Here is a 24,578-nt window from a genome sequence, read left to right on the forward strand (position 1 = left end):
CGACTTTCAGGGGCCCCCGAGAAGGGCAGCCACCGCTTCTCAGAATCTCTAGTTGGGTCGGCGGACGTTTGCCGGCCGGAGGGAACGCGATGGGTAGGACACTCGCGGAGAAGGTCTGGGACGACCACGTCGTCCGGCACGCCGAGGGCGAGCCCGACCTCCTCTACATCGATCTGCACCTGCTGCACGAGGTGACCAGCCCCCAGGCCTTCGACGGGCTGCGCAAGAACGGCCGCAAGGTCCGCCGCCTCGACCTCACCATCGCGACCGAGGACCACAACACCCCGACCCTCGACATCGACAAGCCCATCGCCGACCCGGTCTCCCGCGCCCAGCTGGAGACCCTGCGCAGGAACTGCGCCGAGTTCGGTGTGCGGCTGCACCCGCTGGGCGACGTCGAGCAGGGTGTCGTGCACGTCGTCGGCCCGCAGCTGGGCCTGACCCAGCCCGGCACGACCGTGGTCTGCGGCGACTCGCACACCTCCACGCACGGCGCCTTCGGCGCGCTGGCGTTCGGTATCGGCACCTCGCAGGTCGAGCATGTGCTGGCCACCCAGACGCTGCCGCTGGCCCGCCCCCGGACCATGGCCATCACCGTCGACGGCGAGCTGCCCGAGGGCGTCACCGCCAAGGACCTGATCCTGGCGATCATCGCGCGGATCGGCACCGGCGGCGGCCAGGGCTACATCCTGGAGTACCGCGGCTCCGCCATCGAGAAGCTCTCGATGGAGGCCCGGATGACCATCTGCAACATGTCGATCGAGGCCGGCGCCCGCGCGGGCATGATCGCCCCCGACGAGACCACCTTCGCGTACCTGAAGGACCGGCCGCACGCCCCCGAGGGCGCCGACTGGGACGCGGCCGTCGCGTACTGGCAGACGCTGCGCACCGACGACGACGCCGTCTTCGACGCCGAGGTCGTCATCGACGCCGCCGCGCTGTCGCCGTTCGTCACCTGGGGCACCAACCCCGGCCAGGGTGCGCCGCTTTCGGCGAGCGTCCCCGACCCGGCTTCGTACGAAGACGCTTCGGAGCGCCTGGCCGCCGAAAAGGCCCTGGAGTACATGGGGTTGGCGGCCGGACAGCCGCTGCGCTCCATCAATGTGGACACCGTCTTCGTAGGCTCCTGCACCAACGGCCGCATCGAGGACCTGCGCGCCGCCGCCGAGATCCTCAAGGACCGCAAAGTCGCCGACGGCGTACGGATGCTGGTCGTCCCGGGTTCCGCGCGGGTGGGTCTGCAGGCCGTCTCCGAGGGCCTGGACGTGGTCTTCAAGGAGGCCGGCGCCGAGTGGCGGCACGCGGGCTGCTCGATGTGCCTCGGCATGAACCCCGACCAGCTGGCCCCCGGCGAGCGCTCCGCCTCCACCTCCAACCGCAACTTCGAGGGCCGGCAGGGCAAGGGCGGGCGTACGCACCTGGTGTCGCCGCAGGTCGCGGCGGCCACCGCCGTCCTGGGCCACCTGGCCTCCCCGGCCGACCTGACCGACGTCCCCGTGCCCGCTGGAGTCTGAGAACCATGGAAGCCTTCACCACCCACACCGGCCGGGCCGTCCCGCTGCGCCGCAGCAACGTCGACACCGACCAGATCATCCCTGCTCACTGGCTCAAGAAGGTCACGCGGGACGGCTTCGAGGACGGTCTGTTCGAGGCCTGGCGCAAGGACCCCGAGTTCATCCTCAACCGCCCCGAGCGGCAGGGGGCCACGGTGCTGGTCGCCGGCCCCGACTTCGGCACCGGCTCCTCCCGCGAGCACGCCGTCTGGGCGCTGCAGAACTACGGCTTCAAGGCCGTGATCTCCTCCCGCTTCGCCGATATCTTCCGGGGCAACTCGCTGAAGAACGGCCTGCTCACGGTGGTTCTCGACCAGAAGATCGTGGACGCGCTCTCCGAGCTGACCGAGCAGGACCCCACCGCCGAGATCACGGTGGACCTCAACGCGCGTGAGGTGCGCGCCGGGGGCATCACCGCCCCCTTCGAGCTGGACGAGAACTCCCGCTGGCGGCTGCTGAACGGCCTGGACGACATCTCCATCACGCTCCAGAGCGAGGCCGACATCGCCGCCTACGAGACCGGGCGGCCCGCTCACAAGCCCCGGACGCTCCAGGTCTGACCCGGCCGGGCCCGAAGCCCCGAGCGGGTCGGGTTTCGGCCACCCCAACGCCTCTCCTGTACCCCCGATCGCCACGATCGGGGGTACAGCCATGTCTGCACCCGAACGGACCTGCGGCCCTCTGCCGGATCGCTCAACTTCCCACGTTACGGCGGCTGTTGTTCGGGTACGTGAGTGCTGTGTTCGCACCCGCCGCAAGTGCCTGGAAGGCCATTTGAGGCGGCAGTTGCACCCTGCGCAGGCGACAACTCGCCCCAGATGGCACAATCTGTGCATGGAACACGACGGCCAACTCCAGCTCTATGCGGCGGTCGCGAACCAGCTCAAGGAAGCGCACGCAAGAGTGCGCGCACTGCAAGTCCCGGAGGGCGTACGGATGGCGCTGACCCGGAAGCTGCTGGTCATTACGGCCGCGGCCAAGCACGATCTCGCCGACGCGGCAAGCCGGCTCGATCGGTTCATGGCGGATCTCGACGCGGGCCGGGTGCCCGAAGAGGACCGCTGAACCGTCCGGGGCGGCCGAGTCCGTTGCGGCACAAGGGTGATAAGCCCGTTTCGTGTTTGATTTGCGGTATATATCTGCCTAACGTGCGAAAAAGCTTGAACACTTTCGTTCTGGCGATGTCTCCGAAGGGGAAGACGTGAACAAGGCGCAGCTCGTAGAAGCGATTGCCGACAAGATGGGTGGCCGCCAGCAGGCCGCCGATGCTGTCGACGCGGTCCTGGACGCCATCGTCCGCGCGGTCGTCGGGGGCGACCGGGTCTCGGTCACCGGCTTCGGGTCGTTCGAGAAGGTGGACCGTCCCGCCCGTTACGCCCGCAATCCGCAGACGGGCGAGCGGGTTCGGGTCAAGAAGACCTCCGTGCCGCGCTTCCGCGCCGGTCAGGGCTTCAAGGACCTGGTGAGCGGCTCGAAGAAGCTTCCCCGGGGCGGCGAGGTCTCCGTCAAGAAGGCGCCCAAGGGCAGCCTGACCGGCGGTGCCGCCGCGACGGTCAAGAAGGCCGCGGCGAAGAAGGCCACCAAGGCCGCGGCGAAGAAGACCACGGCGAAGAAGGCGACGCCGGCGAAGAAGACCACCACGGCCGCAGCGAAGAAGACCACGGCGAAGAAGACCACCGCCAAGAAGACCACGGCGACGGCCAAGACCGCCGCGGCGAAGAAGACCACGGCCAAGAAGACGACGGCCAAGAAGGCCCCGGCCAAGAAGGTCACCGCGAAGAAGGCCCCGGCCAAGAAGTCGACCGCGCGCAAGACCACCGCGAAGAAGGCCACCGCCCGCAAGGCGACGTCGTAAGCCGCAACAGCATCCACGCGCCGGGCCGGACTCCCCAGGGGAGCCCGGCCCGCGGCGTGTGTAAGGGCAATTACAGGGTCTGAAGGGTTACCAGGGTGATGCGCACGGCGTCGCCCTCGCCCTCCGTCTCGATCCGCACCCGCTGGCCGGGGCGCAGCAGCCGCAGGCCGCCCGCGTCGAACGCGGCGGTGCCGAAGGGCACGGGGGTGCCGTCGTCCAGCAGTACCTGTCCGCTGCGGGTTTCCGGGTCGTAGGTGTATGCGGTGGCTTGCATGGCCGTCAGCGTAGTGTCTCCGGCCGTGCGCCGCCCGGCCCGCGGTCCGTCGCCGGCCGCCACGGGCAGGGGCCGGCCGCTCAGTTGCCCGGGATCAGCAACCCCGCCGAGACCGCCGCCGTACGGCGCCCCACCCCGAGGGCCAGCGCGGCGCGCAGATCCGCGCCGGTGTCCACGTCCTGCCGTACCGAATCGACCCCCGTGAGCCCGAGTTCCCGCGCTCCAGAGGCCCGGTGCCGCACACGGGAATCGAGGCCGAACGCGGGCCGCAATGCGTGATCACCGGCCGCCGCCAGCAAAGTCGTGCCCAGCGCGGCGGCGTCCGCTAGAAAGGCGCGCGGGAATTCCGATGCCGCCGCGAGCACCCGGGACAGTTCGGCGGGGCGCAGGGCCGGCAGATCGGCGTTCAGGGCCGCGACCGGAGTGCCGGGACGGATTTCCCGTACGACGGCGGTGCCGTACGCCAGAGCGGCGTTCAGGCCGCTTCGGGGCACGTCCGGGACGATCCGCGCGCCCAGCGCCGCCAGCTCCCGTGCGGCCAGCTCGTCGTCCGTGACGACCGCCACATCCGCCACCGCGGGGCAGGCCAGCGCCGCCGCCACGGTGTCCTGCGCGAACGCCAGTGCCAGCCCCGGGCGCACCCCGTCGCCGGCGGTGTCCGCAAGCCTGCTCTTGGCCTGCGGCAGGGGCTTCAAGGGGATCACCAAGGTCCACTGCACCGGCGTACCGCCCCTCTCTTGTCCCGCTCATTGTCCCCCGCGCCCTCCGGTGCCGGGGGAGGCGGGGCGTACGGTGTTCTCGACAGACCGGCGGGCCGGGGCCAGACTTGTGCGGCCCCCGCCGGGGTGGCAGTCCTAGAGGAAGGTGTTCTTGTGCCCCGCCGCAGAATCGGCTTCTGGTATCGCTTCGCCGCGGTGATCTGCAAACCGCCGCTGGTGGTTCTGATCAAGCGGGACTGGCGTGGAATGGAGCACATTCCGGCCGAGGGCGGCTTTATCACCGTGGTGAACCACAATTCCCACGTGGACCCCTTCGCGTACGCGCACTACCAGTACAACACCGGGCGGGTTCCGCGATTCCTGGCGAAGAGCGGGCTTTTCAAGAAGGGATTCGTCGGCGCCGCCATGCGCGGCACCGGGCAGATCCCCGTCTACCGCGAGTCCACGGACGCGCTCAGCGCCTTCCGGGCCGCCATCGACGCCGTGGAGCGCGGCGAGTGCGTCGCCTTCTACCCCGAGGGCACCCTCACCCGCGACCCCGACGGCTGGCCCATGACCGGCAAGACCGGCGCCGCCCGGGTCGCCCTGCAGACCCGGTGCCCGGTCGTCCCGGTCGCCCAGTGGGGCGCCAACGAACTGCTGCCGCCGTACGCCAAGAAGCCCCGCCTGTTCCCGCGCAAGACCCACCGCGTGCTGGCGGGCCCGCCCGTGGACCTCTCCCGCTTCTACGGCAAGGAGATGACCCCGGACGTGCTGAAGGAGGCCACCGAGGTCATCATGGCCGCCATCACCCGCCAGCTGGAGGAGATCCGCGGCGAGAAGGCGCCCGCGACGCCCTACGACCCGCGCCGTGAGCGGATCGAGCAGCGGCGCCGCTCCCAGGCGCAGGCGCGGAGCACGACAGCGGAAGGGCAGAGCAAGTGAGCAAGCCTGTGCGGGCGGCCGTCATGGGCACCGGTTCCTGGGGCACCGCCTTCGGCATGGTGCTCGCCGACGCCGGCTGTGACGTGACCCTGTGGGCCCGCCGCCCGGAGCTGGCCGAGGCGGTCAACTCCACCCGGACCAACCCCGACTATCTGCCCGGGGTGGTACTCCCGGAGAACCTGCGGGCCACCGCAGACGCGGCCGAGGCCCTGCGGGACGCGGACTTCACCGTCCTCGCCATCCCCTCCCAGACCCTCCGCGCCAACCTCGGCGAATGGGCCCCGCTGCTCGCGCCGGACACCGTCCTCGTCTCCCTGATGAAGGGCGTCGAACTCGGTTCCACCATGCGGATGAGCGAGGTCATCGAGGACGTCGCCAAGGTCGGCGCCGACCGGGTCGCGGTCGTCACCGGGCCCAACCTGGCCCGTGAGATCGCCGCCCGCATGCCCGCCCTCGCCGTCGTGGCCTGCACCGACGAGCGGGTCGCGCAGCGGCTCCAGGCCGCCTGCCACACGCCGTACTTCCGGCCGTACACCAACACCGACGTGGTCGGCTGCGAACTGGCCGGCGCGGTCAAGAACGTCATCGGGCTCGCGGTCGGCATCGCCGACGGCATGGGGCTCGGCGACAACGCCAAGGGCTCGCTCATCACGCGCGGCCTCGCCGAGACCACCCGCCTCGGCCTCGCGATGGGCGCCGACCCGCTGACCTTCTCCGGACTCGCGGGCCTGGGCGACCTGGTGGCCACCTGCTCCTCGCCGCTGTCCCGCAACCACACCTTCGGCACCAACCTCGGCAAGGGCATGACGCTGGAGGAGACCATCGCGGTCACCCGGCAGACCGCCGAGGGCGTCAAGTCCTGCGAGTCCGTGCTGGATCTGGCCCGCCGGCACGACGTCGACATGCCCATCACCGAGACGGTCGTCAGCATCGTGCACGAGGGCAAGTCGCCGGTCGTCGCGCTCAAGGAGCTGATGGCGCGCAGCGCCAAGCCGGAGCGCCGCTGAGCCCGGAGCGCCGCTGACCCCGAGCGGCGCCGGATCCCGGGCCGCACCGAGCCGGGAGCGGCCCCCCGGGTCCGGTCCGGCCGCCGCCCCGGGCCGTCCGGCGGCGCGCTCGCGACCGTCCCCGCGCCGCTGAGCGGCCCTCCGCGTGCCGCTGAGCGACCGTCCCGCGCGACGCTGAGCGACCGTCCGCGCGACGCTGAGCGACGGCCCGGGAGCGCGCGCTGACTTGGGCGCTGCCTCCAGGTACTCTCATCGCGATATGAGCACCGAGAACCTTCCCCAGAGCCCTGAGCAGCCGTCGCGCAAGCCCCGCGTGGCCGTCGTGTTCGGCGGGCGCAGCTCCGAACACGGGATCTCCGTGGTCACCGCGGGCGCCGTCCTCAAGGCCATCGACCGGACCAAGTACGACGTCCTGCCGATCGGCATCACCGCGGACGGCCGCTGGGCGCTGACGGCCGACGAGCCGGAGCGGATGGCCATCACCGACCGGCGCACCCCCAGCGTGGACGAGCTGGCGGAGTCGCACGAGGGCGGCGTGGTGCTCCCCGTCGACCCGGCCAACCGCGAGGTCGTCTACAGCGAGCCCGGCTCCGTGCCCAAGGCGCTCGGCGAGGTCGACGTGGTCTTCCCGGTGCTGCACGGCCCCTACGGCGAGGACGGCACCCTGCAGGGCCTGCTGGAGCTGTCCGGGGTGCCCTACGTGGGCTCGGGCGTGCTCGCCTCGGCCGTCGGCCAGGACAAGGAGTACATGAAGCGGGTGTTCACCTCCTTCGGGCTGAAGGTGGGCCCGTACGTGGTGATCCGCCCCCGCGAGTGGGCGCAGGACGAGTCCGCCGCCCGCAAGAAGATCGTCGACTTCGCCGGCGAGCACGGCTGGCCGCTGTTCGTGAAGCCCGCGCGCGCGGGTTCGTCCATCGGCATCACCAAGGTCGACGACCTGTCCGGCCTGGACGAGGCGATCGCCGAGGCCCAGTCGCACGACCCGAAGATCCTCATCGAGGCGGCCGTGCGGGGCCGCGAGATCGAGTGCGGCGTCCTGGAGTTCGAGGACGGCCCGCGCGCCTCCGTCCCGGCCGAGATCCCGCCGCCGGACGCCCACGCGTACTACGACTTCGAGGCCAAGTACATCGACTCCACGCCCGGTGTCGTCCCGGCCCCGCTCACCGAGGAGCAGACCGCCGAGGTGCGCCGGCTCGCCGTCGAGGCGTTCGAGGCGGCCTCCTGCGAGGGCCTGGTCCGCGCGGACTTCTTCCTCGACGAGGACGGCGAGTTCGTGATCAACGAGATCAACACCATGCCCGGCTTCACGCCGATCTCCATGTACCCGCAGATGTGGCAGGCGACCGGGATCAGCTACCCCGAGCTGGTGGACCGCCTGGTGCAGGCGGCGCTGCGCCGCCCGACCGGGCTGCGCTGAGCCCGTACCGGGTCATCCCCGCATGGAGGCGAGCCCTTTCGGGTTCGCCTTCTTCACGGCCGCTGCCAGATCCATCATGACCTGGGCGCTGTCGTCCGGGCCCGACAGCTTCTTCGGCAGGGTCACCTGCACGTACGCGCGGCGACCTGACGTGGTGAACCGCCACGTCCCGTCGCTCTCCTTCTCCATCAGCCAGTCGACGCCGTTGACCCCGCCACCGATCGCGTTCGGGTCGTCGCCCAGAGCCACCTTGGCATCGATCATCTTCGGCGGCCGGACGATGCCGCAGCGCAGTATGATCGCCGGGTTTCCCCAGCCCGCCGTGTAGGCGGACCGGGGTCCGGGGTCCTTGCGGGGCTGTCCGTTCACCTTCCGCGGCAGCACCTTGTCCAGGTCCCGGCAGATCGGGGCGGTCTTCGCGTCCGGGGTGGGAACGGCGACGGTGCCGTCGTCGTCCGCCGTGGAGCAGCCGGCCACCGCGACGAGCAGGACCGGTGCGAGCAGGGCGAGAGGCCGGTGACGGAAGAAGTTCACCGGCCAAGCGTAGACGGGGGCTACAGATGCACGACCGGACAGGTCAGGGTGCGCGTGATGCCGTCCACTTGCTGGACCTTGGCGACCACCATGCGACCGAGTTCGTCGACGGTCTCGGCCTGGGCGCGCACGATGACATCGTAGGGACCCGTCACGTCCTCGGCCTGGAGCACTCCAGGGATCTTGCTGATCGTCTCGGCGACGGTCGACGCCTTGCCGACCTCGGTCTGGATCAGGATGTACGCCTGTACCACGGAACCTCCAGAGCGGCCACGAGGATCATGTGGGGAAAAGGAACGCCACGGTATCGCGTCGCCGCTCCCCGCGGGGAGACCTGCGGGGACCGGGCTTGCGCGCCAGGGTGCGGGCACGACGGAAGTTGACGGTCACATGGACCGTATCGACCACCCGGACCGTGTCGACGGTCGCCACGACCGGGTCGGCGGCCTCCAGGACCGCGACGACGGTCATTTCGACGGTATCGGGGACACTGATGACGCGCGACTGGGCACGGCAAGGGAGAAAAGGGGAGCTAGGGACATGAAGGGCACTGTTGGTGAGCTCGGGGAGTTCGGGCTCATCAGGGAGCTCACCTCCCGTCTCACCGCCACGCCGGCGGTCCGGGTCGGCCCCGGCGACGACGCCGCGGTGGTCGCCGCCCCCGACCGCAGGGTGGTGGCGAGCACCGACATCCTGCTGGAGGGCCGGCACTTCCGCCGTGACTGGTCCACGGCCTACGACGTCGGCCGCAAGGCCGCCGCACAGAACCTCGCGGACATCGCCGCGATGGGCGCCGTACCGACCGCGCTGCTGCTCGGCCTGGTCGTCCCGGCCGAACTGCCGGTCACCTGGCCGACCGAGATGATGGACGGCCTGCGCGACGAGTGCCAGGTCGCGGGCGCCTCCGTGGTCGGCGGGGACGTCGTGCGCGGCGACACGATCATGGTGTCGATCACCGCGCTCGGCGATCTGCGCAACCAGGAGCCCGTCACGCGCGCGGGCGCCCAGCCCGGCGACCTCGTGGCCGTCACGGGCTGGCTGGGCTGGTCCGCCGCCGGGTACGCGGTGCTCGCCCGCGGCTTCCGCTCGCCGCGCGCCTTCGTGGAGGCCCACCGGCGTCCCGAGCCGCCGTACCACGCGGGTCCGGCGGCGGCCGCGCTCGGCGCCACCGCGATGTGCGACGTGAGCGACGGCCTGATCGCCGACCTCGGGCACATCGCCGAGGCCAGCAAGGTCCGGATCGACATCCGCTCCGGCGCGATCGACATCCCGACGCAGATGAACGACATCGGGCAGGCCGTCGGCGTGGACCCGCTGCAGTGGGTGCTGACCGGCGGAGAGGACCACGCGATCGTGGCCACCTTCCCGTCGGACACCAAGCTCCCGGCCCGCTGGAAGGTCATCGGCGAGGTCCTCAACCCCTCCGCGCTGCCCCAGGTGACGGTCGACGGGGCGCCCTGGACCAGCAAGGGCGGCTGGGACCACTTCGGGGACATCGAGTCATGAGCGCCGCGCGGACACCGCCGAGGGTGCTCACGGTGGCGGGCTCCGACTCCGGCGGCGGAGCGGGCGTCCAGGCCGACCTGAAGACGATGCTGGCGCTCGGCGTGCACGGGATGAGTGTGATCACGGCCGTGACCGCGCAGAACTCCGTGGGCGTGCAGGGCGCCTGGGAGCTGCCGGTGGAGGCGGTGCGGGCGCAGTACCGCAGTGTGGTCGACGACATCGGCGTGCAGGCCGTGAAGACCGGCATGCTGGCCTCCGCGGAACTGGTCGAGGCGGTTGCCGAGTTGATCTCCGGCACGGACGCGCCGGCCGTGGTGGACCCGGTGGGCGTCTCCAAGCACGGCGACCCGCTGCTGGCCGCCTCCGCGCTGGACTCGGTGCGCACCAAGCTGCTCCCGGTGGCGACGGTGGCCACGCCGAACCTCGACGAGGTGGCGCAACTCACCGGGGTGCGGGTCGACTCCGAGGACGATCTGCGGCGCGCTGCCGCGGCCGTGCTGGCGTACGGGCCGCGCTGGGTGCTGATCAAGGGCGGTCACCTCGCGGGGGACGCCCTGGACCTGCTCACCGACGGCTCGGCGGAGTTCTGGCTGCGGGCTCCCCGCCAGGACAACCGGCACACCCACGGCACCGGCTGCACCCTCGCCTCCGCGATCGCCTGCGGCCTGGCGAAGGGCCGGAGCGTGCCGGAGGCGGTCACGGCGGCCAAGGAGTACGTCACCGGCGCGATCGCCGCCGGGTTCTCCCTGGGCGCCGGGATCGGGCCCGTGGACCACGGCTGGGCGCTCGGGCGGGACACACGGGACGCCGTCTGAGGCCGTCGGCGCTCTCGCCGGCGGTCCCGCCCTCTCCCCGGCCTTCGGGCACGGGTTCGGGTACGGCGTTCGGGTACGGCAAAAAGCCGGTCCACCGTGAGGTGGACCGGCTCAGTGCAGCGGACCAGGCAGTGGCCGCGCGCTCAGCAGACGCGTCAGCGCGAGACCTTGCCGGCCTTGATGCACGAGGTGCAAGCGTTCACGCGCTTCGGCGTCCCGCCGACCACGGTACGTACGCGCTGGATGTTCGGGTTCCAGCGGCGGGGCGTACGGCGGTGCGAGTGCGAGATGTTGTTGCCGAAGCCCGGCCCCTTGCCGCAGACGTCGCAGTTGGCAGCCACGGGTCACTCCAAAGACTTCAGATGCACTTACGGATAATCCCGGCATGCCGGGATCGAGATCCTAAAAACCGAGATCTTGAGTGGCGGTGCCAGGGGAACGGCCCGATCAGATCGGGCAACCGGAGCAGCATACAACGGCTGCTTCGGTGCAACGAAACTACCATGACAGATCGGGCCCCTGCTCCCGGCCCTCTTCCGGAGGGCACCCGTCCGGGGTCTACGCTGCGTCCCACGTCCAGCCAGCTCAGGGAGGCGCAGGTGGCGCAGGAGCCGCAGACGTTCTTCGATGCTCTCGCGGTGCGCACCTGGTGCGGCCTGGCGCTCGGGGCGCTGGGACGGGCCCGTGAGGAGATCGACGCGATCAACGTCTATCCCGTGGCGGACGGCGACACCGGGACCAATCTCTATCTGACCCTGGAGTCGGCGGCGACGGCCGTGGAGGCGGTCTTCGCCGGGTACGGGACCGGCTGCGCCGAGCCGTCCCTCGCGGACGCGGTACGGGCCATGGCGCACGGGGCGCTCATCGGGGCCCGCGGCAACTCCGGGACGATCCTCGCCCAGCTGCTGCGGGGAATGGCACAGGTGCTCGCGGGGGACGGTGACGCGTCTCACGTCGACGGACCGGGGCTGCGGCGGGCCCTTCGCCGGGCCGCCGACTCCGCACGCCAGGCCGTGGCCCACCCGGTGGAGGGCACGGTGCTGACGGTCGCCTCGGCCGCCGCCGACGCCGCCGAGGGGGCCGGGGGCGACTGCGGGACGGTCGCGCGGGCCGCCTACGAGGGCGCGCGGGCGGCGCTCGCGGCGACCCCGGGCCAGCTGGCCGTGCTGGAGCGGGCCGGCGTGGTGGACGCGGGCGGCCGGGGGCTGGTGGCGGTGCTGGGGGCGCTGGTCGAGGCGTTCACGGGGGAGGCGGTACGTGACGCGCCGATCCGCGAGGTCCCGTCCCGTGGCACCGCCACGGACGGCGGGACCGCGGCCGGCCGCTGCCCCGCCGAGGCCGAGGCCGAGACCGGCGGCCCGGCGTTCGAGGTGATCTACCTCCTGGAGGCCGACGACGCGGCCGTGGCCCGGCTGCGCACGCGCCTGGACGCCCTCGGGGACTGCCTGGTCGTGGTCGGCGGAGACGGCCTGTGGAACGTCCATGTGCACGTCGACGACGCCGGCGCCGCCGTGGAGGCGGGCGTGGACGCCGGGCGGCCGTACCGGATCCGGATCACCCACTTCGGCGCGGGCGACGCGCGCAGCGGCCGGGAGCGTCCGCCGCGCGAGCGCGCCCAGCGGGCGGTCGTCGCCGTCGTACCCGGCGAAGGCCTGGCCGGGCTGTACGCGGGGGCCGGCGCGACCACGGTCCTGGCCCGGCCCGGAGAGCCGCCCGCCAGCGGAGAGCTGGTGCAGGCGGTACGGCGGGCCCACGCGCGCGAGGTCGTCCTGCTGCCCAACGACGCCGAGCTGCGCCACACGGCCGCGGCGGCGGCCGAGCAGGCCCGCACCGAGGGCATCCGGGTGGCCCTGATCCCGACCCGCTCGGCGGTCCAGGGCATCGCCGCGCTCGCGGTGCACGAACCGGAGCGCCGGTTCGACGAGGACGTCGTCCAGATGACCTCGGCCGCGGGCGCCACCCGGTACGCCGAGGTCGTCGTGGCCGAGCACCAGTCCTGGACGACGGCCGGCATCTGCCAGGCCGGGGACGTGCTCGGGCTGATCGACGGCGATGTGGCGGTGATCGGCGCGGACGTCACCGCCACCGCCCGGACCGTCCTCGACCGCATGCTCCAGGCCGGCGGCGAACTGGTCACGCTCGTCGTCGGGGACGAGGCGCCCGGCGAGGTCGCCACGCACCTGGAGTCCCGCGTACGGGACACCTACCTGGCCGTCGACACGGTCGTGTACCGCGGCGGCCGGCAGGGCGCGCTGCTGCTCATCGGCGTGGAGTGACTCAGCCCTCCGCCGCGCCCGCCCGGTCCCGCGCGTCCTCGCCGCCCTCCGCGTCCCGCGCCTCCCGCGCCGCCTCCAGCAGCTGGGCCGCCTCCGCCCGCCGCGCCCGGACGGTCTCCGCGTCGCCGTCCGCGCCGTCCGCGCCGTCCGCGTCCGCGTAGGCGGCGAGCACGGCACGCGCGCGTGCCGCGGCCGGCACCGGACGGTACAGGTCCGCCTCCAGCCAGCCCGCGGCCAGTTCGGCGCCGGTACGGCTGTGCAGCCCGGCCGCGCCGAGCGCGGCGAACACCGCCACGGCCCTGGTCATCTGCTCGAGCGCCGCCTCGAACACCGCCCGGATCGCCGCGTCTTCGGCCTCCTCGGACGCCGAGCGGGCCAGCAGCTCGGCGAACTGCCGGTGGGTGCCGCCGAGTTCGTCCGCCGCCTGTTCCCGGTCCGCCGGGTCCGCCGCGGCCAGTGCCCTCTCGCACTCCCGCAGCGCCTCGGCCATCAGCTCGCGCGCCTGGCCCGAACCGGACTCCCGGCCCAGCGCCAGCCAGGCCCGGGCGCGCAGCGAGCGGACCAGGAACAGCGCGTTGCCCAGCGAGCGCCACAGCTCGCCCGCGCGCGCGTAGGCCCGGTCCGCCTCGTCGGCCAGGCCCGCGCCGGCCAGCGACTCGGCGGCGAGGTGGGCGAGCGTGGCGTGGTCCTGCTGCTCGGGCCAGTGCCGGGCCAGCTCGGCGGCCTGCAGGCGCTGCTCGGCGGCGGCCCGGTGCTCGCCCAGCTCGCCCAGGCAGTCCCCGAGCCACCAGCGGGCCTGGACGACGGCCCCGTCGCCGTGCGTGTCGGTGCCCAGGTCGGCCAACGCGGACTCCAGCACCTCGGCGGCCTCCGCGTACCGCCCCCGGCGCAGCAGGAAGCCGCCCAGCTGCTGCCGCGCCCAGGCCCCGAGGGTGCCGCCCTCGCCGGCCTCGTCGGCCCAGTGGGCGGCCTGGAGCGCGTGCTCGGCCGCCTCCTCGGCCGCGTCCCGGCCGCCGAGCACCTCGGCGAGCTGGAGGTGCAGCTGGGCCCGCCCGACCGGCTCCACGTACGGCCCGCCGTGCTCCAGGGCCGACCGCAGCGCCGCCTCGGCCCCGGCCCGGTCACCGGCCTGGTGGGCGAGGGCGGCCACCTGCACCTCGTACTCCACGGCGAACCAGGGGAGCCCGGCGGCCACGTACGCGCCGGCGGCCCGCGCGAACAGCTCCGCCGCCCGTGCCGCGTCCCCGGTGAGCCCGGCCAGCTCGGCGAGCATCGCCCGCGCCTCGGCGACCCGCGCCGCCAGCCGCACGTCGTCCCCGGCCCGCCCCTCGACGAGCGCGAGCACCTCCCGCACGGCCGCCTCGGCGTCCACGACGGCCTGCCGGACGTCCACGACGGCGGCCTGTCCGGCGCCCGCCGCGGCCGGTTCGGTGTTCCTGGCGCCCCGTTCGGCGGCCTCGTGCACCCGGCGCATCAGCACGCGGGCCCGGCTCATCACCACCGACGCGGTCTGCCGCACGCCGGTGGCCTCGTCGGCGTACAGCGCGAGCACCTCGTCGTACAGGCCGGTGACCGCGGTCAGGGCCGCGGCCACCTCGCCCGTCAGCGCGCGGACGTAGGCCCCGCGCGCGCGTGCCGCCAGCGCCTCACCGGGGTCGCCCGCCTCCGCGTACAGCTCCGCCGCCCGTTCGAACAGGGCGAGCCCCTCGGGGCCGCCGGCCATGGCCTCGTGGTCGGCGACCTCCGCGCGGTCGCGCGGTGTCAGGCCGGCGCCGCCGGGCGCGGCCCGCGCGACCGCGGCCCACGCCTCCAGCGCGTGCGGTCGCAGGGTGTCCGACAGCCGCCGCGCCTCGGCGAGCAGGGCGGGCAGGGCCGCCTCCGGGGCGGGCTCGAAGACGTGCTCGGCGGGCGGGGGAGGGGCGGTCGGCGGTGCCCCCGCCGGGCGTGCCGCGCGTACGCCCAGCGGCAGCCGCTCCACCAGCGGGCGCTGGTCCATCCGCGCGCGGATCCGGTCGCCGACCGAGGAGGTGCCGTTGCGGTGGTCGAACCGGCCTGCCAGGTCCGTCGCCTCCGCGCGCGCGTGCGCGCCGAGTTCCCGCGCGGTCCAGGTCCGTCCGGCGGGCCCCGGCACCGGCTGCGCGCCCAGGCCCAGCCCGGTCAGCCGGTCCATCAGCAGCGCCACCGCGGCCAGGAAGTCGAGCCGGCTGCGCGGATGCCCGGTGTCGGTGAAGTAGGCCGGCCGCTCGGCCAGCAGTTCAAGACCGCGCGCCTCGTTCCCGGTCAGCGCGCAGAACTCCACATGGTCGGCGTACGCGCCCCGCATGCTCTCCATCGGCCTGACCAGGCGGAAGCCGCGCAGATGGTGGGTCCGGGCCTCGTCCACGCGGCCGAGGCGCAGCAGCGGGGCCAGCGAGGAGGCGAGCACGGTGTGCGGCTCGTGCGCACAGGCGAACTCGCCCTCCAGCACCGGCCCCCACAGCTCCAGCGCCTCGGCGTCCCGGCCGCGGCGCACCTGCCAGGTGCCCTGCCCGTGCAGCTCGCAGGCGTGGCAGTCGGCCATCCGGTCCCGGTCGGCGGCCAGCCACGCGCCGTACGCCCGCTCCGCGCGCGCGAGGTCCCCGATGTGCGCGGCCACGCTGAACTCGGCACTGCGCACCGCGCGTTCGGAGTGCCCCGCGAGCCGGTAGCGGTGCTCCATCTCGCCGAGCCACTTCTCGATCGAGGCGAGCGGGACGTGCGGCTGGTCCAGCATGCCCGCCGACACCCACTTGAAGACCCAGTGCAGCGAGTGCGCCTCGTCCTCGTCGAAGTCCGCCGGCCGTTCGTCCCACAGCCGCAGCAGCCGCGCGAACGGGACGAACATCTTGTCCTTCTCGGAGCTGTAGTTGTAGACCTTCAGCTGGTGCCCGAGCGCCTCGATCACGGCGAGCGGGATGTCCAGCCGCTCGGCGTCGGCGAGCAGCCGCTCCGCGCGCGCGTTGCGGGCCGGCCCCTCCGGCTGCTCGGAGTTCTCCGCCAGCGCTCGGCGCAGCGCGTCGAAGTCCGTGATCTCACTCATCGTCCGTCACCCTCCCCGTGGGTCGCCCATGCGAGCAGCCCGATGAACGCCCGGTTGAGCAGCGCCGTGTCGGCCGGCCGCAGCGGGCGCTGCGCCATCAGCAGCGCCTGCCCGTACAGCGACTCGGTCGCGGTGCCGATCAGCTCCGGGTCGCCGAGCGCGCCGATCCGCCGGACGAGCGGGTTGAGATGGTTCAGCACCAGACGCGCGCGCGGGGCGCTGCCGCGCAGCGAGCCGAGGATGCCCGCCCACAGGTCGTCCGCCCGCTCCTCGGCCTCCGCGCGGGCCTGCTCGTGCCGGGCGGCCCGGTCGTCCAGGTGCAGCGCGGGCACGGACAGCGGGTGGAAGGCGCGCAGGACGACGTCGCAGCCCAGCGGGTCGAGCCTGGCCCGCGCGGCCGCCAGGAACCCGGACAGGGCCAGCTCCTCGGCGGGGTCCACCGGGTCCAGGTGCGCGGTCACGGTGTCCGCGTCCAGCTCGGCGACCACGGTGTGCGGGCGCACCGACGGCAGCGCCTCGACCAGCTCGCCGTCGTACGTGTAGCCGCCGTTGACCACCCCGACGCCCTGCGCCGCGGCGATCGGCGCGACCTGCCGGTACTCCTCGACCGTCCGCGTGAAGTGCACCACCAGGTGCCGCCGCGCGAACTCCTCGAGGGACAGCTGTCCGTCGGTCGTCTCGAACGGCAGCCACGGCAGCATCGTGCGCAGCATCTCCCGGTCGTGCCGGGCGAGCGACTTCACGCCCAGGTGGTGCACGGCGAGGAAGGCGGCGAGGCGCTCCGGGTCACCGGCCGCGAGCCCGGTGAGCCAGGACCGGATCCGCTCGCCGAGCGCGTCCCGTACGGCGGCCAGGGTCTCGTCCTCGTACAGCGACTCGCGCGAGGCCGTGGGGCGCAGACTGTCGGTGTCCAGGACGCAGCGCACGAAGAACGCCCAGTCCGGCAGGAGCTGTTCGGCCCGCTCGGTGAGCAGCATGCCCTTCAGGTGCACACGGTGGCCCGCACGCCGGGCCGGACCGACCGCCGACGGCAGCACGTACGCCACCCCGCGGATCCCGGCCAGCGGCACGTCCAGGTCGATCGAGTCCAGCGGGCTGAACCCGAACAGCTCACGGCAGTGCCGGGCCAGCGCGGCCCTTCGGCCGGCCGGGCTCGGGTGGGCGCGGTCCCAGGGCGCCGGCAGATCCGTGACCGGTTCGTCGCCGACCCGGACGTCGTACGGCAGCAGCGCGCCGACGTCCCGGGCCAGGGCGCGCACCCGCTCGGGCGCCAGCCACTCGGCGGCCCCGGCCCGCGCCGTCAGGTACACGGTCGTACCCGGCTCGGGCCGCTCGGCGGCGGGCAGCGTCCGCACGGTGTACGACCCGTCGTCACGGGCCGTCCACTCCACCGGCGGGGCCTCGGGCGTACGGGCGCTGCGGCTGACGACGCGGATCCGCTCGGCGACCACGAAGCAGGCCAGCAGCCCGATGCCGAACTGGCCGAGGAAGTCCGAGCGGGCCTCGGCCAGGCCCTCGGCCCGCTTGGAGCTGCGGCCGATGGTCGCCAGCAGGGCGTGCACGTCCGGTTCGGTGAGGCCGACGCCGGTGTCCTCCACCCGCAGGCCGCCGTCCGCCGCGTACAGCCGCACCCGGGCCGGGGCGTCCGGCTCGGCGGCCCGCCGGGCGGTGATGGCGTCCACGGCGTTCTGCAGCAGCTCGCGCAGGTAGACCTTCGGACTGGAATAGAGGTGATGGGAGAGCAGGTCCACCAGACCGCGGAGGTCGACCTGGAACGTGTGCGGAGTGTGAGGCGACTGGGATGCCTGGGAAGGCTGTGAGGTCTGGGAGTCCATCGTCACTGCGCCGGGGAGGGAGTGCGTGCGGCGCGGGGTCGGGCGGTCCCGGCGGGGCGGTGACCGCGAAGGATGGCCGGAGCGCGCCATCCTAGAGCCGGAGCAGCCCGCCTGACCAGGAGTTTCCCTGATGTTTACGGCACGGCGCCGGGACGGCGCAGGGCGGCGTCTACGGCATTGTCAGTGCGGTGGTGTGCAATGGATCTCGTGCCCGCACTGGAAGAACCACTGAAGCAGCCCCTGAAGTCAGTGCTCGGCCCCGCCACCGCGAAGGTGATGGCCGAGCACCTCGGCCTGCACACCGTCGGCGACCTCCTGCACCACTACCCCCGCAGATACGAGGAGCGCGGCCAGCTCACCCACCTCGCCGACCTCCCCATGGACGAGCATGTGACGGTGGTCGCGCAGGTCGCCGACGCCCGCCTGCACTCCTTCGCGTCGGCCAAGGCGCCCCGCGGCAAGGGCCAGCGCCTGGAGGTCACCATCACCGACGGCAGCGGCCGGCTCCAGCTGGTGTTCTTCGGCAGCGGCGTCCACAAACCCCACAAGGAGCTGCTGCCGGGCACCCGCGCGATGTTCGCCGGCAAGGTCTCCGTGTTCAACCGCCGGCTCCAACTCGCCCACCCGGCCTACGAGTTGCTCCGCAGTGACGGCGAGGAAGCCGTCGAGACCTGGGCCGGCGCCCTGATCCCCCTCTACCCCGCCACCGCCAAACTGGAGTCCTGGAAGATCGGCAAGGCGGTCCAGACCGTCCTCCCCAGCGCCCAGGAGGCCCTCGACCCGCTCCCGGACTCGCTGCGCGCCGGCCGCGGTCTGCTCCCGCTCCCCGAGGCCCTGCTCAAGATCCACCGCCCGCACACCAAGGCGGACATCGCCGACGCCCGCTCCCGCCTGAAGTGGGACGAGGCCTTCGTCCTCCAGGTCGCCCTGGCCCGCCGCCGGCACGCCGACTCCCAGCTGCCCGCCGTGCCCCGCGTCCCCGAGCCGGACGGCATCCTCACGGCCTTCGACGACCGCCTCCCCTTCACCCTCACCGAGGGCCAGCAGAAGGTCTCCCGGGAGATCTTCGCCGACCTGGCCACCGCCCACCCGATGCACCGCCTGCTCCAGGGCGAGGTCGGCTCCGGCAAGGCCCAGCCGCTCGACGCGCTGGTGCTCGCACCCGCCGGTTTCCGCCGCATGGGCGATCTGCGGACGGGCGACGAGGTGGTCGTGCCGGACGGGGGGACCGCGCTGATCGACGGGGTCTTCCCGCAGGGCGAGCGCGATGTCTGGCGACTGGTCCTCTGCGACGGAAGCTCCGTCGAGTGCGACGACGAGCACCTCTGGATCGTCGGCACGCGTGACGCGTGGCACCGCGGCGAGGCTCCGCAGGTCATGACGACGCGAGAGATCCGCCGGGACCCGGTCGCGGCGGACGGATCCCCGAAGTGGCTTCTCCCGGCGGCCGTTCCCGTCGATCTCGGCGGCGACCGGAGCCTGCCGCTCGATCCGTATCTGCTCGGCCTGCTCCTGGGCGCCGGCTCGTTCCGGGACGGCCTGCGACTGTCCACGGCCGACGCCGGGATCCGGGACGCCGTCACCGCCGCCGTGGCGCCCGACTGCCGGCTGGTCCCGGTGCCGGGATCCCCCGCCGACCGCACGATCGAGCCGGCCCGCCCCGGGGCGGACCCTCGCCGTCCGATCGTCCAGGCCCTGCGGGACCTGGGCCTGTGGGGGGTGGCCTCCCCGGACGCCTTCGTCCCCGCCCTGTTCAAGAACACGTCGGCCAAGAACCGTCTCGCCCTGCTGCAGGGCCTGATGGACACCGGCGGCAGCGTCCGTGCGGACGGCGGCGACGCGTCGTGGTCCTCGGCGTCACCGAAGCTCGCCGAGGACCTCGCGTGGCTGGTGCGGTCGCTCGGGGGGCGGGCGCGGCTCCTGACCGAACGGGCGCAGGCCGCCGTCTCGGTGTCCCTGCCCGAGGGATACGCCCCCTTCCGGCTGGCGCGGAAGGCGGGCCGGACGGCACCGCCACCGGACCCCGGCACGTTCCGGCGCGCGATCCGGGCCGTCGAGTACGTGGGACGCAAACCCGTGCAGTGCATCAGCGTCGCCCACCCGAGCCACGCGTACGTCACCGACCACTTCACGGTGACCCACAACACCATGGTGGCCCTGCGCGCCATGCTCGCCGTCGTCGACGCGGGCGGCCAGGCGGCCATGCTCGCGCCGACCGAGGTCCTCGCCCAGCAGCACCACCGCTCGATCGGCGAGATGATGGGCGAACTGGCCGAGGGCGGCATGCTGGGCGGTGCCGAGCACGGCACCAAGGTGGTGCTGCTCACCGGTTCGATGGGCATGGCGGCCCGCCGTCAGGCCCTGCTCGACCTGGCCACCGGCGAGGCCGGCATCGTCATCGGCACCCACGCCCTGATCGAGGACAAGGTCCAGTTCCACGACCTCGGCCTGGTGGTGGTCGACGAACAGCACCGCTTCGGCGTGGAGCAGCGCGACGCCCTGCGCGGCAAGGGCAAGCAGCCCCCGCACCTCCTCGTCATGACGGCGACGCCCATCCCGCGCACGGTCGCCATGACGGTCTTCGGCGACCTGGAGACCTCGGTCCTCGACCAGCTCCCCGCCGGCCGCTCACCGATCGCCACCCATGTCGTCCCGGCCGCCGACAAGCCCCATTTCCTGGCCCGCGCCTGGGAGCGGGTGCGCGAGGAGGTGACGGGCGGCCATCAGGCGTACGTCGTCTGCCCGCGTATCGGCGACGACGCCGACGAGGCGGCCGACCCGAAGAAGGCGGCCAAGCGGAAGTCCCCCGAGGACGAGGCCGAGAAGCGCCCCCCGCTCGCGGTCCTCGACACGGCCGACCAGCTGGCCAAGGGCCCGCTGCGCGGCCTCAGGGTCGAGGTCCTGCACGGCCGGATGCACCCGGACGACAAGGACGCCGTGATGCGCCGCTTCGCGGCCGGCGAGACGGACGTCCTGGTCGCCACCACCGTCATCGAGGTCGGTGTCAACGTCCCCAACGCCACGGCCATGGTCATCATGGACGCCGACCGCTTCGGCGTCTCCCAACTGCACCAGCTGCGCGGCCGGGTCGGCCGCGGCTCGGCCCCCGGCCTGTGCCTGCTGGTCACCGAGATGCCCGAGGCCAGCGCGGCCCGCCAGCGGCTGAACGCGGTCGCCTCCACCCTCGACGGCTTCGAACTCTCCCGCATCGACCTCGAGCAGCGCCGGGAGGGCGACGTCCTCGGCCAGGCCCAGTCCGGCGCCCGCTCCAGCCTGCGGGTCCTGGCGGTCATCGAGGACGAGGAGGTCATCGCCGAGGCCCGTGAGGAGGCGGTGGCGGTGGTGGCGGCCGACCCCGAGCTGGAGCGGCTGCCCGCTCTGCGCACGGCCCTGGACGCCCTGCTGGACGAGGAGAGGGAGCAGTACCTGGAGAAGGGCTGAGACGGACCGGCCCGGGGCGCGGGCACCGCGCGAGGAGCCATGGCGGACGGCACCCGCCTGCCGCGCCAGGGCGCCCGCCCCGTCCGGCCTGCCAGACTGACTGCGTACAGCCGACCACGAAGAAGGACCCAGAGATGACCCGCGTGATCGCCGGCAGGGCAGGCGGACGGCGCCTCTCCGTACCGCCCGGCACCGGAACCCGGCCCACGTCCGACCGCGCGCGCGAGGCCCTCTTCTCCACCTGGCAGTCCCTCCTCGGCGGCCCCCTGGACGGCGAACGCGTCCTCGACCTCTACGCGGGGTCGGGCGCCGTCGGCCTGGAGGCCCTGTCCCGCGGCGCCGGCCACACCCTCCTGGTCGAGGCGGACGCGCGCGCCGCCCGGACCGTCCGCGAGAACGTGCGGAGCCTGGGCCTGCCGGGCGCCGAGGTGAAGGCGGGCAAAGCGGAACAGATCATCCGGGCCGCCGCCCCGGCCGAGCCGTACGACCTGGTCTTCCTCGACCCCCCGTACGCCGTCTCCGATGACGATCTTCGCGAGATTCTGCTCACACTCCGTACGGAAGGCTGGCTCACCGCTGAAGCCCTCGTCACCGTGGAGCGCAGCACCAGAGGCGGCGAATTCCATTGGCCGGACGGCTTCGAGGCGATCCGCTCCCGTCGTTACGGCGAGGGAACGTTTTGGTACGGTCGCGCCGCCTCTACGTGCGAAGACGCACGATGACCGGACCGGAGAGCGAGGGATCACAAGTGCGCCGCGCCGTCTGTCCCGGGTCGTTCGACCCGATCACCAACGGACACCTCGACATCATTTCCCGAGCCTCGCGTCTCTACGACGAGGTCTACGTCGCGGTGATGATCAACAAGTCCAAGAAGGGCCTGTTCGAGATCGAGGAGCGGATCGAGCTGATCCGCGAGGTCAGTTCCGAGTACGCCAACGTCCGCGTGGAGGCGTTCCACGGCCTCCTCGTCGACTTCTGCAAGCAGCGCGACATCCCGGCCATCGTGAAGGGCCTGCGCGCCGTCAGCGACTTCGACTACGAACTCCAGATGGCCCAGATGAACATGGGCCTCACCGGCGTCGAAACCCTCTTCGTGCCCACCAACCCCACCTACAGCTTCCTCTCCTCCTCCCTCGTCAAGGAGGTCGCGGCCTGGGGCGGAGACGTCTCCCACCTGGTGCCGGCCCAGGTCCTGGAGGCACTGAACAAGCGCCTCGGCAAGGGCTGATGGGGCTACAGTCGTCCCGTCCGTCTCCAACCCGGCTGTAGAGAGTGGCGAGCACAGGTGGACGTGCAGAAGAAGCTCGACGAGATCGTCTCCTCGGTCTCCGGTGCCCGGGGCATGCCCATGTCGGCGTCATGCGTGATCAACCGGGCCGAGCTGCTCGCGATGCTCGAAGAGGTGCGCCAGGCGCTGCCCGGCTCCCTCGCCCAGGCGCAGGAGCTGATCGGCGGCCGTGAGCAGATGGTCGAGCAGGCCCGCCAGGAGGCCGAGCGGATCATCGAGAGCGCGCACGCCGAGCGCGGCTCGCTGATCTCCGACACCGAGATCGCCCGCCGCTCCCAGGCCGAGTCCGACCGGATCGTCGCCGAGGCCCGCAAGGAGGCCGAGGAGGTCCGTGCCGAGGCCGACGACTACGTCGACTCCAAGCTCGCCAACTTCGAGGTCGTCCTCACCAAGACCCTCGGTTCGGTCGGCCGGGGCCGCGAGAAGCTGCTCGGCACCGGCCCCGGCGTGGACGAGAACGGCTACGAGGACGAGGACGCCCCCGAGCGCAGCCAGGACCCGGAGACCCTGCGCCACAACGCCGACGCCTACGTGGACGCCAAGCTGGGCGCCTTCGAGGCGGTGCTGGCCAAGACCCTGGAGGCGGTCGGCCGCGGCCGGCAGAAGCTGCACGGCCGGATCGCCACGGACGACCTCGGCGCCCTCGCCGACGACACCACGACGTTCCAGCACTCCAGTGACGCCGACTACCTCGCCGATCTCGCCGCCCTCGCGGACAGCGACCGCGCGCCCCAGCGCCGCCCGGAGCCGGCACAGCCGTCGCAGCCCGCTGAGCCCGCCCAGCCGCCCCAGCCGTCGTACGAGCCCCAGCCGGCCTACGGCTACCAGCAGCAGCCGGACCCGTACGGGGGCTTCCCGCAGCAGCCGGAGTACGCGCCGCAGCAGGACCCGTACGGCTACCAGCAGGCCGACCCCTACGCCTACCAGGGCTACGACCCCCAGCAGGCCGGATACGACACCCGGCAGGGCGGCGGCTACGACCCTCAGCAGCCCCACCAGCCCCAGCAGCAGGCCCAGCAGGGCTACGCCCTCGACGAGACCAGCCTCTTCGACACGGGCATGATCAGCGCGGAGCAGCTGCGGGCGTACGAGCAGGGCCGGGGCCTCTAGCCGCGTACCGGATTGGGCGCTGAGCGAAAGGTCCAGTATCCTGGCTCTTCGGTCGCGCCTATGCCCGCGATCACCGCTGCCTGGAACACCTGCGGGCGGCGTCCCTCCGAGTTCGCAGATCGAAAGCAGGAATGGCTTCCAACGCCCGCCTAGACCACCGCAACCCCCTCGTGATCGATACACACGAGTTGGGTCGGCGTCCTGGTGCGCTGCAGCGCCTGACCCGCGAGATCGAGGCTCCCAGGGATCTCGGCATCGAGGGTGTCATCGGAGTGCCGGAAGGCGCACCGATGGAACTCGAACTCCGCCTCGAGTCGGTCATGGACGGGGTGCTTGTCACAGGCACCGCCCGTGCAACGGCCGAGGGGGAGTGCGTAAGGTGTCTGGAGCTGGTCGAGCTCGCGCTCGACGCAGATTTCCAGGAGATGTTCTCGTACCCTGACGCCGACGGCCGGGGCCGCGTGATCGCGGAACCGGGCGACGACGCCGAGGACGACGAGGACAGGCTCTTCGTCGAGGACGGTTTGATCGACCTCGAACCCGTGCTGCGTGATGCGGTGGTGCTCGCACTGCCGATGCAGCCGGTGTGCCAGGACGACTGTCCGGGCCTGTGCTCCGAGTGCGGAGTGCGGCTCGCGGACGACCCGGACCACCACCATGACGCCGTCGACATCCGTTGGGCGGCTTTGCAGGGACTCGCCGGTTCGACGACGGACGGCGAGAAGGACGAGATGAGCGGCGGCGCGCTTCCTTCAGCACGCGCCGACGAGAAGCAGGAGAAGTAGCCGTGGCTGTTCCGAAGCGGAAGATGTCGCGCAGCAACACGCGCCACCGCCGGTCGCAGTGGAAGGCTGCGGTCCCCACCCTGGTTGCGTGCGAGCGCTGCCACGAGCCGAAGCAGCAGCACATCGCGTGCCCGTCTTGCGGCACCTACAACAAGCGCCAGGTCCTCGAAGTCTGAGCGGC

At 72.8% G+C, this 24,578-nt stretch carries 24 protein-coding genes; 16 read left to right on the plus strand and 8 right to left on the minus strand.

Going from position 1 to position 24,578, the window contains the following annotated elements; translation table 11 throughout:
- Positions 1–89: 89 nt before the first annotated feature.
- The 4 genes from leuC to ACF073_RS24800 all read left to right on the plus strand — a co-directional run bounded on the left by leuC (position 90) and on the right by ACF073_RS24800 (position 3,408).
- On the plus strand, positions 90–1,514 hold the full coding sequence (gene leuC, locus ACF073_RS24785; RefSeq protein ID WP_392073430.1) for a 3-isopropylmalate dehydratase large subunit: 1,425 nt from the start codon (positions 90–92) through the stop codon (positions 1,512–1,514).
- Positions 1,515–1,519: 5 nt separating this feature from the next.
- The gene (gene leuD / locus ACF073_RS24790; protein WP_392073432.1) at positions 1,520–2,113 is read left to right on the plus strand and encodes a 3-isopropylmalate dehydratase small subunit; all 594 of its coding nucleotides are present in this window, start codon (positions 1,520–1,522) and stop codon (positions 2,111–2,113) included.
- A 274-nt stretch (positions 2,114–2,387) separates the two neighbouring features.
- Positions 2,388–2,618 (plus strand): hypothetical protein, encoded by a 231-nt coding sequence (locus ACF073_RS24795; RefSeq protein ID WP_392073434.1) that lies wholly within the window; start codon positions 2,388–2,390, stop codon positions 2,616–2,618.
- Between the two features lie 136 nt (positions 2,619–2,754).
- Positions 2,755–3,408, plus strand: a complete 654-nt coding sequence (locus tag ACF073_RS24800; protein ID WP_392073436.1) for an HU family DNA-binding protein — start codon at positions 2,755–2,757, stop codon at positions 3,406–3,408.
- Positions 3,409–3,478: 70 nt separating this feature from the next.
- Here the strand turns inward: ACF073_RS24800 and ACF073_RS24805 are convergent, their stop codons facing one another.
- Entirely contained in the window at positions 3,479–3,682 is a 204-nt protein-coding gene (locus tag ACF073_RS24805; protein WP_392073438.1) for a hypothetical protein, read from the minus strand.
- A gap of 80 nt (positions 3,683–3,762) precedes the next feature.
- The gene (gene cofC / locus ACF073_RS24810; RefSeq protein ID WP_392073440.1) at positions 3,763–4,401 is read right to left on the minus strand and encodes a 2-phospho-L-lactate guanylyltransferase; all 639 of its coding nucleotides are present in this window, start codon (positions 4,399–4,401) and stop codon (positions 3,763–3,765) included.
- Between the two features lie 153 nt (positions 4,402–4,554).
- On the opposite strand from cofC, the gene ACF073_RS24815 reads away from it, so the two are divergent.
- The 3 genes from ACF073_RS24815 to ACF073_RS24825 all read left to right on the plus strand — a co-directional run bounded on the left by ACF073_RS24815 (position 4,555) and on the right by ACF073_RS24825 (position 7,749).
- Entirely contained in the window at positions 4,555–5,325 is a 771-nt protein-coding gene (locus ACF073_RS24815; RefSeq protein WP_392073442.1) for a lysophospholipid acyltransferase family protein, read from the plus strand.
- The gene (locus ACF073_RS24820; protein WP_392073444.1) at positions 5,322–6,332 is read left to right on the plus strand and encodes an NAD(P)H-dependent glycerol-3-phosphate dehydrogenase; all 1,011 of its coding nucleotides are present in this window, start codon (positions 5,322–5,324) and stop codon (positions 6,330–6,332) included. The genes ACF073_RS24815 and ACF073_RS24820 overlap by 4 nt, the downstream gene beginning before the upstream one ends.
- Positions 6,333–6,591: 259 nt before the next feature.
- Positions 6,592–7,749, plus strand: a complete 1,158-nt coding sequence (locus tag ACF073_RS24825) for a D-alanine--D-alanine ligase family protein (protein ID WP_392073446.1) — start codon at positions 6,592–6,594, stop codon at positions 7,747–7,749.
- A gap of 12 nt (positions 7,750–7,761) precedes the next feature.
- Here the strand turns inward: ACF073_RS24825 and ACF073_RS24830 are convergent, their stop codons facing one another.
- Genes ACF073_RS24830 through ACF073_RS24840 form a run of 3 tightly spaced genes read right to left on the minus strand, consistent with a single transcriptional unit; the run spans position 7,762 to position 8,754 of the window.
- Positions 7,762–8,283 (minus strand): DUF3515 domain-containing protein, encoded by a 522-nt coding sequence (locus ACF073_RS24830; RefSeq protein WP_392073448.1) that lies wholly within the window; start codon positions 8,281–8,283, stop codon positions 7,762–7,764.
- Between the two features lie 20 nt (positions 8,284–8,303).
- Positions 8,304–8,537 carry an Lrp/AsnC family transcriptional regulator gene (locus ACF073_RS24835; RefSeq protein ID WP_030649166.1) on the minus strand — a complete coding sequence of 78 codons (234 nt, stop codon included), beginning with the start codon at positions 8,535–8,537 and terminating at the stop codon, positions 8,304–8,306.
- Between the two features lie 25 nt (positions 8,538–8,562).
- Positions 8,563–8,754, minus strand: a complete 192-nt coding sequence (locus ACF073_RS24840; protein WP_392073450.1) for a hypothetical protein — start codon at positions 8,752–8,754, stop codon at positions 8,563–8,565.
- Between the two features lie 69 nt (positions 8,755–8,823).
- Between ACF073_RS24840 and ACF073_RS24845 the strand changes: the two genes are divergently transcribed.
- Together ACF073_RS24845 and thiD are read left to right on the plus strand one after the other, a co-directional pair.
- A complete protein-coding gene (locus ACF073_RS24845; protein WP_392073452.1) occupies positions 8,824–9,789 on the plus strand; it encodes a thiamine-phosphate kinase in 966 nt (321 codons plus the stop codon).
- The gene (gene thiD, locus ACF073_RS24850; protein ID WP_392073454.1) at positions 9,786–10,604 is read left to right on the plus strand and encodes a bifunctional hydroxymethylpyrimidine kinase/phosphomethylpyrimidine kinase; all 819 of its coding nucleotides are present in this window, start codon (positions 9,786–9,788) and stop codon (positions 10,602–10,604) included. The genes ACF073_RS24845 and thiD overlap by 4 nt, the downstream gene beginning before the upstream one ends.
- A 155-nt stretch (positions 10,605–10,759) precedes the next feature.
- Here thiD and rpmB read toward each other — a convergent pair whose 3' ends face one another.
- Positions 10,760–10,945: a 50S ribosomal protein L28 gene (gene rpmB, locus ACF073_RS24855; protein WP_004924906.1), complete on the minus strand. Its 186-nt coding sequence runs from the start codon at positions 10,943–10,945 to the stop codon at positions 10,760–10,762.
- A gap of 258 nt (positions 10,946–11,203) precedes the next feature.
- Here rpmB and ACF073_RS24860 point away from each other — a divergent pair, with 258 nt between their 5' ends.
- Positions 11,204–12,880 (plus strand): DAK2 domain-containing protein, encoded by a 1,677-nt coding sequence (locus tag ACF073_RS24860; RefSeq protein ID WP_392073456.1) that lies wholly within the window; start codon positions 11,204–11,206, stop codon positions 12,878–12,880.
- A gap of 1 nt (position 12,881) precedes the next feature.
- Here ACF073_RS24860 and ACF073_RS24865 read toward each other — a convergent pair whose 3' ends face one another.
- Positions 12,882–15,938, minus strand: a complete 3,057-nt coding sequence (locus tag ACF073_RS24865) for a tetratricopeptide repeat protein (RefSeq protein ID WP_392073458.1) — start codon at positions 15,936–15,938, stop codon at positions 12,882–12,884.
- A complete protein-coding gene (locus ACF073_RS24870) occupies positions 15,935–17,773 on the minus strand; it encodes an HSP90 family protein (RefSeq protein WP_392073460.1) in 1,839 nt (612 codons plus the stop codon). Before ACF073_RS24870 ends, ACF073_RS24865 begins: the two co-directional genes overlap by 4 nt.
- Before the next feature lie 198 nt (positions 17,774–17,971).
- Between ACF073_RS24870 and ACF073_RS24875 the strand changes: the two genes are divergently transcribed.
- From ACF073_RS24875 to rpmF, 6 genes are all read left to right on the plus strand, one after another.
- Positions 17,972–21,214 carry a helicase-related protein gene (locus tag ACF073_RS24875; protein WP_392073462.1) on the plus strand — a complete coding sequence of 1,081 codons (3,243 nt, stop codon included), beginning with the start codon at positions 17,972–17,974 and terminating at the stop codon, positions 21,212–21,214.
- 134 nt (positions 21,215–21,348) lie between these two features.
- Positions 21,349–21,936: a 16S rRNA (guanine(966)-N(2))-methyltransferase RsmD gene (gene rsmD / locus ACF073_RS24880; protein ID WP_392073464.1), complete on the plus strand. Its 588-nt coding sequence runs from the start codon at positions 21,349–21,351 to the stop codon at positions 21,934–21,936.
- 26 nt (positions 21,937–21,962) lie between these two features.
- On the plus strand, positions 21,963–22,442 hold the full coding sequence (gene coaD, locus ACF073_RS24885; protein ID WP_392073716.1) for a pantetheine-phosphate adenylyltransferase: 480 nt from the start codon (positions 21,963–21,965) through the stop codon (positions 22,440–22,442).
- A gap of 57 nt (positions 22,443–22,499) precedes the next feature.
- Positions 22,500–23,612, plus strand: a complete 1,113-nt coding sequence (locus tag ACF073_RS24890) for a cell division initiation protein (RefSeq protein WP_392073466.1) — start codon at positions 22,500–22,502, stop codon at positions 23,610–23,612.
- 131 nt (positions 23,613–23,743) lie between these two features.
- Entirely contained in the window at positions 23,744–24,397 is a 654-nt protein-coding gene (locus tag ACF073_RS24895; RefSeq protein ID WP_392073468.1) for a YceD family protein, read from the plus strand.
- Positions 24,398–24,399: 2 nt separating this feature from the next.
- On the plus strand, positions 24,400–24,573 hold the full coding sequence (rpmF, locus tag ACF073_RS24900; protein WP_003951102.1) for a 50S ribosomal protein L32: 174 nt from the start codon (positions 24,400–24,402) through the stop codon (positions 24,571–24,573).
- Positions 24,574–24,578 lie beyond the last annotated feature (5 nt).

Origin of the sequence: Streptomyces sp. NPDC015171 (assembly GCF_043079545.1) — a bacterium.
In the GTDB taxonomy this organism is placed as follows: Bacteria; Actinomycetota; Actinomycetes; order Streptomycetales; family Streptomycetaceae; genus Streptomyces.

What these genes read in the sequence shown, in the direction of transcription:
- leuC (WP_392073430.1), top strand. Translation starts at nt 90, where the DNA reads ATGGGTAGGACACTCGCGGAGAAGGTCTGGGACGACCACGTCGTCCGG.
- leuD (WP_392073432.1), top strand. Translation starts at nt 1,520, where the DNA reads ATGGAAGCCTTCACCACCCACACCGGCCGGGCCGTCCCGCTGCGCCGC.
- ACF073_RS24825 (WP_392073446.1), top strand. Translation starts at nt 6,592, where the DNA reads ATGAGCACCGAGAACCTTCCCCAGAGCCCTGAGCAGCCGTCGCGCAAG.
- ACF073_RS24870 (WP_392073460.1), bottom strand. Translation starts at nt 17,773, where the DNA reads ATGGACTCCCAGACCTCACAGCCTTCCCAGGCATCCCAGTCGCCTCAC.
- ACF073_RS24805 (WP_392073438.1), bottom strand. Translation starts at nt 3,682, where the DNA reads ATGCAAGCCACCGCATACACCTACGACCCGGAAACCCGCAGCGGACAG.
- ACF073_RS24865 (WP_392073458.1), bottom strand. Translation starts at nt 15,938, where the DNA reads ATGAGTGAGATCACGGACTTCGACGCGCTGCGCCGAGCGCTGGCGGAG.
- ACF073_RS24840 (WP_392073450.1), bottom strand. Translation starts at nt 8,754, where the DNA reads ATGACCGTCGTCGCGGTCCTGGAGGCCGCCGACCCGGTCGTGGCGACC.
- ACF073_RS24845 (WP_392073452.1), top strand. Translation starts at nt 8,824, where the DNA reads ATGAAGGGCACTGTTGGTGAGCTCGGGGAGTTCGGGCTCATCAGGGAG.
- ACF073_RS24875 (WP_392073462.1), top strand. Translation starts at nt 17,972, where the DNA reads ATGGATCTCGTGCCCGCACTGGAAGAACCACTGAAGCAGCCCCTGAAG.
- ACF073_RS24795 (WP_392073434.1), top strand. Translation starts at nt 2,388, where the DNA reads ATGGAACACGACGGCCAACTCCAGCTCTATGCGGCGGTCGCGAACCAG.
- ACF073_RS24895 (WP_392073468.1), top strand. Translation starts at nt 23,744, where the DNA reads ATGGCTTCCAACGCCCGCCTAGACCACCGCAACCCCCTCGTGATCGAT.
- thiD (WP_392073454.1), top strand. Translation starts at nt 9,786, where the DNA reads ATGAGCGCCGCGCGGACACCGCCGAGGGTGCTCACGGTGGCGGGCTCC.
- rsmD (WP_392073464.1), top strand. Translation starts at nt 21,349, where the DNA reads ATGACCCGCGTGATCGCCGGCAGGGCAGGCGGACGGCGCCTCTCCGTA.